This window comes from Gilliamella sp. Fer4-1, assembly GCF_001690515.1.
Lineage (GTDB): Bacteria > Pseudomonadota > Gammaproteobacteria > Enterobacterales > Orbaceae > Gilliamella > Gilliamella apicola_C.
The window spans coordinates 1-8,986 of the sequence record NZ_LZGZ01000214.1 but is presented as its reverse complement, the minus strand read 5'-3'; the positions used below and the strand labels follow the sequence as shown (position 1 = coordinate 8,986).

Here is an 8,986-nt window from a genome sequence, read left to right as displayed (position 1 = left end):
ATAATTGTTTTTCATTTTGGCAAAAAATGCTAATATATCATTGTTATGACTGTAATTAATTATTGGCAAAAAATTAGCAAACGCTTAATTATCAAAACCGCTTTATCGCACTTATTATTAGGTGTGATTGCTACTGGATTTGGTTTTCACCAAGAAAATGCATTGCCTGCTCAACAGCTGATTTCACAGGTTGATATTATTGCTATTACTGCAATAGTACAAGAGCATCAATCTCAATTAAAAATTAAACCTCAAACATTCGTCTCATCACAAAAACAGTATTTTGATAAGCAAATTCTTTTACAAAATAACGATGCTCTTTGCCTAAATACAACCATTAGATTATCACCAAATAATGGAATAAGAGCTGGTCCTCACGCTGCCATATAAAGAGTTTATCACTCAATTAAATGAATTTGCCCTATTATAAGGCTATAAGCCTTTATTATTTGTATAAAAAGAATAAGAGAGAAGTTATGTTATTAAAATTATTAACAAAAGTATTCGGTAGCCGTAATGATCGCGTATTAAAAAGTATGCGCCAGCGAGTTGAAAAAATTAACGCACTTGAACCAACAATGGAAGCATTGTCAGATGCAGAGCTAAAAGCAAAAACGGCAGAGTTTAAACAAAAAGTTGCAGCAGGGACCAAATTAGATAATATTTTAGAAGAAGCTTTTGCTGTAGTTCGTGAAGCAAGTAAGCGCGTATTTGGCATGCGCCATTTCGATGTTCAGTTAATTGGTGGTATGGTATTAAATGAGCGCTGCATTGCCGAAATGCGCACAGGTGAAGGAAAAACCTTAACGGCAACATTACCTGCCTATTTAAATGCACTAACAGGTAAAGGTGTACACGTTGTTACAGTTAATGATTACTTAGCACAGCGTGATGCAGAAAATAATCGTCCATTATTCGAATTTTTAGGATTAACTGTTGGTATTAATTTACCTAATATGCCGCCACACATAAAACGTGAAGCCTACAATGCTGATATCACTTATGGTACTAACAATGAATATGGTTTTGATTATCTACGAGATAATATGGTATTTAGCAAAGATGCTCGAGTACAACGTCCATTACATTACGCTTTAGTCGATGAAGTCGACTCAATTTTAATTGATGAAGCAAGAACGCCATTGATTATTTCAGGTCAGGCCGAAGATAGTTCTGAAAGATATATTAGTATTGATAAAATCATTCCTTATTTAACTCGCCAAGAAAAAGAAGACTCTGAACAGTTTCAAGGGGATGGAGATTTTTCCATTGATGAAAAATCACGCCAAGTTAATTTAACCGAGCGTGGATTGGTTAAAGTTGAAGAATTATTGATTAAACAAGGCATCATGAAAGGTGATGAATCGCTTTATGCGCCAAGTAATATTGTTCTAATGCATCACGTTAATGCAGCCCTACGTGCTCATCACTTATTTCATCGCGACGTTGACTATATTGTTAAAGATAACGAAATAGTTATCGTGGACGAACATACTGGTCGAACCATGGATGGTCGTCGTTGGTCTGATGGTTTACACCAAGCGGTTGAAGCAAAAGAGCATGTTAAAATCCAAAATGAGAATCAGACACTGGCTTCAATTACGTTTCAAAACTATTTCCGTTTATACGAAAAATTAGCGGGGATGACAGGTACTGCTGATACTGAAGCATTTGAATTTAATCAAATTTATGGATTGGATACGATTGTTATTCCAACAAATCGCCCAATGCAACGAAAAGATCAATCTGACCTTGTCTATATGACTGAAAAGGAAAAGATTAACGCGATTGTTACTGATGTACAAGAATGTGTAAAACGCGGTCAACCCGTTTTAGTTGGGACAGCATCAATCGAAAAGTCAGAACTAGTTTCGCAAGCATTTAAAAAAGCCGGCATTAAACATAATGTGTTAAATGCCAAATTCCATGATCAAGAAGCTGAAATCATTGCTAATGCTGGAAGTAAAGGTGCCGTTACCATTGCAACTAACATGGCTGGGCGCGGTACTGATATTATGCTGGGTGGAAATTGGCAAAGTGATATAGCTAAAATTGAAAATCCAACGCAAGAAGATATCGAAAAAGCGAAACAAGTTTGGCAAACAAAACACGAAGAAGTGATTGCATTAGGTGGGCTTTATATTTTAGGTACAGAGCGTCATGAATCGCGTCGTATCGACAACCAGTTACGAGGTCGTGCTGGTCGTCAAGGTGACCCTGGTGCTTCACGTTTTTATCTATCACTTGAAGATCCATTGATGCGAATCTTCGCCTCTGAACGTGTGGGTAACATGATGCGTAAACTGGGCATGAAAGAGGGAGAGGCCATTGAACACCCATGGGTAACTAAAGCCATTGCCAATGCACAAAAGAAAGTTGAAAGTCGCAACTTTGATATTCGTAAACAACTTCTTGAATATGATGATGTTGCTAACGAACAACGTAAAGTAATTTATCGTGAACGAAACAGTTTACTTGATAATGCCGATATAAAAGATACTATTGATTCAATCCGAGGTGATGTATTTAATACACTCATTGACCAATACATACCTCCACAATCAATTGAAGAAATGTGGAATATCCCTGGACTTGAAGCCGCGCTAAAAACAGACTTTGATTTGGATTTACCCATCGCCAAATGGTTAGATGAAGAGCAGAACCTACATGAGGAAACATTGCGCGAGCGTATCTTACAAATGGCACAAGAAAGATATTTAGAAAAGGAAAATACTGCTGGAGCTGAAGCATTTAGGCACTTTGAAAAAAGTGTCATGCTACAAACACTTGATACGCTTTGGAAAGAACACTTAGCTGCTATGGATTATTTACGTCAAGGTATTCATTTACGTGGTTACGCACAAAAAGATCCAAAACAAGAATATAAACGCGAGTCCTTTAATATGTTTGCTAGCATGTTAGAATCGTTAAAATATGATGTTATTGGTATTTTGAGCCGTGTGCAAATTCGTTCACAAGATGAAGTTGATGAAGCAGAACGCCAACGCCTAGCCGAAATGGAAAAACTAATGGCTAAGCAACAAGCTAATCACGAGTCAGTAGTGAGCATGAGTGGTGAAAATGAAAGCCAAGCAGTAGCTCAACCGATAATGCGTACACAAGCTAAAGTTGGGCGTAATGATCCATGCCCTTGTGGTTCAGGTAAAAAATATAAACACTGTCATGGATCTGTTAAATAAGATACTAATTTAGTATGATTGAGCAAAATTGATGCTTAAATCGTCGATTAAGATCGACAAGAACTGAAAGGGAAAGGCTAAGCTTTCCCTAACCTAACTCATAGACAAACACAATTATGAAAAAACATACTGAAATTGCTGTAGGTATTATTCGTTCACAAAATTGTCAAATCTTTATTACCCAACGCGGTGAAGATTCCCATCTAGCGGGGTTTTGGGAGTTTCCTGGAGGGAAAATAGAAGCAGGAGAAATACCCTATCAAACCCTACAACGTGAAATTGCTGAAGAGGTTGACATTCATATCCGCCAAGCCCAATTCTTAAAAACAGTCGAACACAGTTATGATGATCGCGATATTACTATCTATGCTTATTTAGTAGAAGAATGGGATGGTGTTCCTTTTGCAAAAGAAGGGCAACCAAGCCGTTGGGTAGATCAGCAAGATTTAAATGCTGATGAATTCCCTGATGCTAATCGACCAATTATCGAAATGCTTAAAAATTTGGATAAACAAATTTAGTTCATTTATTATGATTTAGTTTTAATTGTCTTTCTCATTAATGCAATCTCATGTTTTAATTTGAGGGTATTTTTAATACTTCATTATAAATTAATATGCCATATAGAACTACATAACAAGAGAGTTGTACTGTGCACATTACTATCAAATTAAACTTTTAACCATAAATCGAAAGTCGTAAACAACAAGCTGAACAAAAGCATACTAATCATATATTTTTATGGAAGATTAATTATGTGCTAGGAAACCAAATTTACATAATATATAATGCCGAGGATCTTTAATGTTACTTATCATTAAAAATCGTATTATTATAATAATATTAAGGTGTTAATTGTTATGAAAGAATATAAGGTAGTTGTTTTCCAAGAAGGCGCATTGTCTTCATTACTTTTAGGTTCAGCGAATGCTGACGAGGTTAGATTTTCCGAATTTTTAAATAAAAATGCTAAAGATGGCTGGCGTGTAGTGACGATGGAAAAAGATATGCGTCGCTTATTTTTATTTTGGAAAAGGGAAGCCTATTTAATTGTGATGGAACGCGAACGCAACTAAACTTACCTCCCTATGGGGTATAATCTGATATCAGATTGGGAGACACAATATATCTATTAATTATATTGTATCTCCCACTAAATATGCTTAATTAAGCCTAATCAATTACTATATTATCTATTGTCAAAAAGCTTAAGGAAGCACTATGCTTCAGTATAAAAAATTTTAAGTATTACGATTTAATTTTTGTTCTGCCAGAGCTAAAAAAATAATGCCAATAATAATGAATATCCCACCAAGCATACGTATAAATGCAATTGGCTCATCAAACGCAATAGCCGAAACCAACATTACCGTAACTAACTGTAAATGAGAAACGGCAAAAGCAGGACCTACAGGTGCTTTTTTTAATAACATCATCCATGTGACAAATGCTCCAGTATACCCAATAATTACCAAATAAACCCACCCATGAGTAAAAATACGGATAAACCAATCAATACTCATTTCAAGAGGCATAGCCGATAATGCGGTTAACTTAAAGCTTGTTTGACCAAACGTATCAAAAAACAATAGTAAGATAAACCCAATAATATAAAATTTTTTCATTACGTAAGTCCAACCAAAACTACGCCTATCGTAATAAAAAGGATACCAATAAGACGAAAGCTTGTCAGATGTTCCTTAAATAAAATCCGACCAGCTAGCATAACAGTAATCATATTAAATGATCCCAGTAATATTCCTTGAGATAATGGCACAGAGCTTAAAAAAGCTAGCCAAAAAATACAGCCAATAAAGTAAGCAGCAAAACCTAGCCATAACCAATAATTACCAAAAAGTTTTTGCCAATAACGCAGACCTTGCGTATCTTTGGAATTAATCGCTGCATATTTAAATGCAATTTGCCCAACAGTATCGCAGATAATGTTAATTAACCAAAGAGTAATGATCAAGATTGACACTGTTGACAAAACCCATGTATTTCAAGCACACTATGTTTGATTAAAAAATCAGATTGCTGTGCTAATTTTTTGAATTGATATTCAATATTTTGTGAATGTTTTTCGATGATCTGTTGGCATTTATCGCAAATAAATAAAATTGAAATATGCTGTGGGTTTTGAAAGTGTGGGCAAATAATATAACTATTAGAAGACTCGACTTTATGGATGAAACCTTGCTCTAGTAAAAATTCAAGCGCACGATAAATTGTGGGTGGTTTAGCCTGAGGTTCACTGACTTTGAGTAGATCTAAAAGATCATAGGCACTCATCGCTTTATTTGCCGCTAACATAATATCTAAAACTGTTCGACGTTGCGTAGTCAGTTTAATACCACGCTTTTTGCATAAAGTTTCAATCTTTTCAATGAGCAGATTATGCATTTGGTTTCCTTTGCCTTTAGTCATTATTTTTTTGTGCTGCTTTTCTTCGTCTTATTTCTTTAGGGTCATTGATTAAAGGTCGATATATTTCAATACGGTCGCCATTTTTAACCAATTCATTGAGATCACAACGTTTTCCATAGATGCCAATTAGATGTTCATCTAGTTTAATCTGACATAACGATAAGATATTGGATTTTGTAATTGCTTGCAAGACATTCGTTTGCTCATCTACATCGCAATTAATTACCGTCGGGTTATTTGGTAACGCATAAACCACTTGAATATTTATCATTTATAAATCTGCCTTGCTCGTTTTGAAAACGCATTAACCATACTTGTCATCACTTCTTTAAACACCGGAGAAAAAGCAATATCTAATAACTTATTCTTAAACTCAAAGTCTAAACTAAAACTAATTTTACTTTTGCTCTCGCCGAGTGAACTAAATTGCCACCTTCCCGATAGGTGTTTAAATGGTCCTTCAAACAATTTTATCTCAATAGAATGTGGTTGATTAATCTGATTTACTGTAGTGAAAGATTTTTTAAAGCCTAACTTTTCAACTTCAATAAACGCTGTGTACGTATTATCTTGTTTGCTAATAATACCAGTTGCGATACAATCAGGAACAAATTCAGGGTACCGAGCAATATCATTCACTAAGCAAAACATTTGCTCTACAGAATAAGGCTCGATAACTTCGTGAAAAACATGTGCCATAATAATAAAATAAAAAGTTAAAATTAGTGGCATATCATATCATGTAACTTTATAATAACGCACATTATGACTAAGAAAAAATCACATAAGCCAGGTTCGGCAACCATTGCATTAAATAAACGTGCACGCCATGAGTACTTTATTGAAGAGGAAATTGAGGCGGGATTATCCCTACAAGGTTGGGAAGTAAAATCCCTACGCGCAGGAAAAGCCAACATTAGTGACAGTTATGTTTTACTTAAAGATGGTGAAGCATGGCTCTTTGGTGCAACTATCACACCACTTAATGTTGCATCAACACATGTTGTCTGCGAACCAATGCGCACACGTAAATTGTTATTAAATGAACGCGAATTAAATTCATTATTCGGTCAAATTAATCGCCAAGGTTATACTGTTGTTGCACTTTCGCTTTATTGGAAGAACGCTTGGGCAAAAGTGAAAATTGGTGTTGCTAAAGGTAAGAAAGAATACGACAAACGTACTGATATTAAAGAACGTCAATGGCAAGTTGATAAAGCGCGCATTATGAAAAACGCCAACCGTTAATAATATGAGCATAGCCCTAACGGTGGCGTATAATTTGTGGCTTGATAAAAAAAGCTTTGTTTTTTAATTCTTTGAATTTAAGTAGAGCATCAATTACATCGACACAAGTGTAAGCCATGCTTTGAAAATCTTGAGCAATAGTATCAATTGGATAGTAAGAGTAATTCAGATAAATATTATAATCATAAGAACACAAATAGATTTGTTGTGGTTTAACTTCTACTTCCACTAAATAGCTAAGCACTTCTTGTAATATATTACATGAAGGAGTAAAAATAGCCTTTGGCAGTCGCCCTAATTTTTTGTGAAGCTGTTTGAGTAATTCATATCCTTTATTAGGACAATAGTCATCACTCAATAACCATTGTGAGTTGACGTTTAATCCAACCTGTTGAAGACCTTTTTTAAAGCCTTGCAATCTGGCTTCGATTGAAGTTAATTGTGTATCACACCCAATGAAATAAAATTCATCTAATTGTTTAGCATATGGATAAATTAGCTCTGCAACAGAGTGTAATGATTCACTCGTGATAAACGGCAATGAAGTATCTTTAATATAACGATCGAAAAACAATACTGGCGTATTTTGATTAATATCAACATAAAACTCATCACTATTTAATGAAGTAACGACGATCATAGCATCAACTTTTCGTTCAATTAAGTTTTGTGCCACTTTAATTTCTATTTCTTTATTATAATGACTACAAGTTATTAATAATTGTATGTTTTTTTGTCTAAATGAAGATTCTAAATAGTGCAAAAACATGGAAAAAAAAGAATTGGACATGTCTGGAACTATCACGCCTATGGTATCAGTACTATTTGCTTTAACCAGATATTGGCGAATATGAGCTTGATCACTGTACTGTTCTGCGATGGATAGAACGCGTTGCCGTGTTTGTGTTGAAATGCGATATTTTTTATCTCGTTTATTAAAAATATGGCTGACGGTCGTTGCCGACACGCCAGCCAAACGAGCAATATCATTGATTTTTAATTTATTACTCGCCATAGCACTATTCCCTTTATATATCAACGAGGAGTTCGTTGTTGCTTGTTAGGAAATATTGGATTGCAATTAGCCGAAGGATTTTGGTACCAATACGCAACACTAGCAATATCGTCACAACGTTCATACAATCTTATATCATCGTTACCTATTTGTTGAAATGCAAGTTTAATATTTTTGTGAAATGCAATAGGATCAGGTAAATGCCAACGATATAGCCCATGCATTGGTAGAGCATCATCACCAAAACCGTGTACAGGATTAGCGTCGCCTGTTTGAAAAAAGTCACGCGTTGCATCACGATTGGTTTGATATGGATAACCCATAAATAACGTTTGAAAGCATTTAGCTGATGGGCGACCTTGCTTATCACGATTATGGAATGCCCATGCACCACCAAAATAGTCTTCAGATCCTGTTGAATGTTGAGTTGGATATTCGCTATCATCATCAAGGTAAAACTTAAACTCTCCTTCTCCCCACCAGTAACGTTCCAAAGCGGTTAGAGCTAAGTAAGTACCGACATAATAACCATGCCCTTTGATATTATCTAATAGCACATAATCTTCGGCATAATTAGTTACTCGTTGCCTACGCCATTGAGCATGAAAATAAAGTGGAGCCTCAAATGGTTTTGGCATTAAGGCATAATTAATAGTAAAGAAGAAATGCTGTAAATCAGCTTCATGTTCATTTTGAATTTCAATTCTCGCTTTTTTATTAAATGGCATTCTAAAATAACTATTAAATCCCCCCGTAGGATTAACTACGATTGGCATTGAATTAATATCACATCTTGCTCCAAAACCATTACAAAAGAAATCACCAATCGGGCTTTCGACTGATGGCACTGATTCATCATCCCAGTAAATGCGAATAACAACATCACGTAACACAAAACTACCGCAATGTGTTCTATCAGTTAAGGTAAACCACATATGACGAATTTCTGCAGGCCCTGAAATTTCGGCAATAGTGACTGTTTTACCAGCAGGAATTGAAATGCATCCCTGTCCTTTACGGCTTGGACCTAAAATGCTTGCTTTCATGCAAGATTTACCTTTTTCTCCTGTCATATTTTCTGGCGAAATAGTTCTAG

Annotated in this window: 12 protein-coding genes; 5 read left to right on the top strand and 7 right to left on the bottom strand. The window is 35.3% G+C overall.

Features of this window, described 5'->3' with window-relative positions; translation table 11 throughout:
• Window positions 1-45: 45 nt before the first annotated feature.
• The 4 genes from A9G30_RS07795 to A9G30_RS07780 all read left to right on the top strand — a co-directional run bounded on the left by A9G30_RS07795 (window position 46) and on the right by A9G30_RS07780 (window position 4,276).
• Complete coding sequence (locus tag A9G30_RS07795; protein ID WP_065588587.1) at window positions 46-390, top strand: hypothetical protein; 345 nt, start codon at window positions 46-48, stop codon at window positions 388-390.
• An 86-nt stretch (window positions 391-476) separates the two neighbouring features.
• The gene (gene secA, locus A9G30_RS13355) at window positions 477-3,200 is read left to right on the top strand and encodes a preprotein translocase subunit SecA (protein ID WP_065588586.1); all 2,724 of its coding nucleotides are present in this window, start codon (window positions 477-479) and stop codon (window positions 3,198-3,200) included.
• A gap of 116 nt (window positions 3,201-3,316) precedes the next feature.
• Window positions 3,317-3,721 carry an 8-oxo-dGTP diphosphatase MutT gene (gene mutT, locus A9G30_RS07785; RefSeq protein WP_065581655.1) on the top strand — a complete coding sequence of 135 codons (405 nt, stop codon included), beginning with the start codon at window positions 3,317-3,319 and terminating at the stop codon, window positions 3,719-3,721.
• Window positions 3,722-4,060: 339 nt separating this feature from the next.
• Window positions 4,061-4,276, top strand: a complete 216-nt coding sequence (locus A9G30_RS07780; protein WP_065581656.1) for a DUF4177 domain-containing protein — start codon at window positions 4,061-4,063, stop codon at window positions 4,274-4,276.
• A 165-nt stretch (window positions 4,277-4,441) separates the two neighbouring features.
• On the opposite strand, the gene A9G30_RS07775 is transcribed toward A9G30_RS07780, so the two are convergent.
• The 5 genes from A9G30_RS07775 to A9G30_RS07755 are packed head-to-tail and all read right to left on the bottom strand — an operon-like array spanning window position 4,442 to window position 6,359.
• Entirely contained in the window at window positions 4,442-4,825 is a 384-nt protein-coding gene (locus A9G30_RS07775) for an EamA family transporter (protein ID WP_065588585.1), read from the bottom strand.
• Window positions 4,825-5,181: an EamA family transporter gene (locus A9G30_RS07770; protein WP_065581658.1), complete on the bottom strand. Its 357-nt coding sequence runs from the start codon at window positions 5,179-5,181 to the stop codon at window positions 4,825-4,827. Before A9G30_RS07770 ends, A9G30_RS07775 begins: the two co-directional genes overlap by 1 nt.
• Window positions 5,169-5,603, bottom strand: a complete 435-nt coding sequence (gene zur / locus A9G30_RS07765; protein WP_065581702.1) for a zinc uptake transcriptional repressor Zur — start codon at window positions 5,601-5,603, stop codon at window positions 5,169-5,171. Before zur ends, A9G30_RS07770 begins: the two co-directional genes overlap by 13 nt.
• Window positions 5,604-5,619: 16 nt before the next feature.
• Window positions 5,620-5,898: an RnfH family protein gene (locus A9G30_RS07760; RefSeq protein ID WP_065588584.1), complete on the bottom strand. Its 279-nt coding sequence runs from the start codon at window positions 5,896-5,898 to the stop codon at window positions 5,620-5,622.
• Window positions 5,895-6,359: a type II toxin-antitoxin system RatA family toxin gene (locus A9G30_RS07755; protein WP_081295758.1), complete on the bottom strand. Its 465-nt coding sequence runs from the start codon at window positions 6,357-6,359 to the stop codon at window positions 5,895-5,897. Before A9G30_RS07755 ends, A9G30_RS07760 begins: the two co-directional genes overlap by 4 nt.
• A 33-nt stretch (window positions 6,360-6,392) precedes the next feature.
• On the opposite strand from A9G30_RS07755, the gene smpB reads away from it, so the two are divergent.
• Entirely contained in the window at window positions 6,393-6,875 is a 483-nt protein-coding gene (gene smpB, locus A9G30_RS07750) for an SsrA-binding protein SmpB (protein ID WP_065581660.1), read from the top strand.
• A 16-nt stretch (window positions 6,876-6,891) separates the two neighbouring features.
• On the opposite strand, the gene A9G30_RS07745 is transcribed toward smpB, so the two are convergent.
• Both A9G30_RS07745 and A9G30_RS07740 read right to left on the bottom strand, forming a co-directional pair.
• On the bottom strand, window positions 6,892-7,890 hold the full coding sequence (locus A9G30_RS07745) for a substrate-binding domain-containing protein (RefSeq protein WP_065581661.1): 999 nt from the start codon (window positions 7,888-7,890) through the stop codon (window positions 6,892-6,894).
• 20 nt (window positions 7,891-7,910) lie between these two features.
• The coding region (locus A9G30_RS07740) for a glycoside hydrolase family 172 protein (RefSeq protein ID WP_065588583.1) at window positions 7,911-8,986 on the bottom strand (1,076 nt) is incomplete at its 5' end.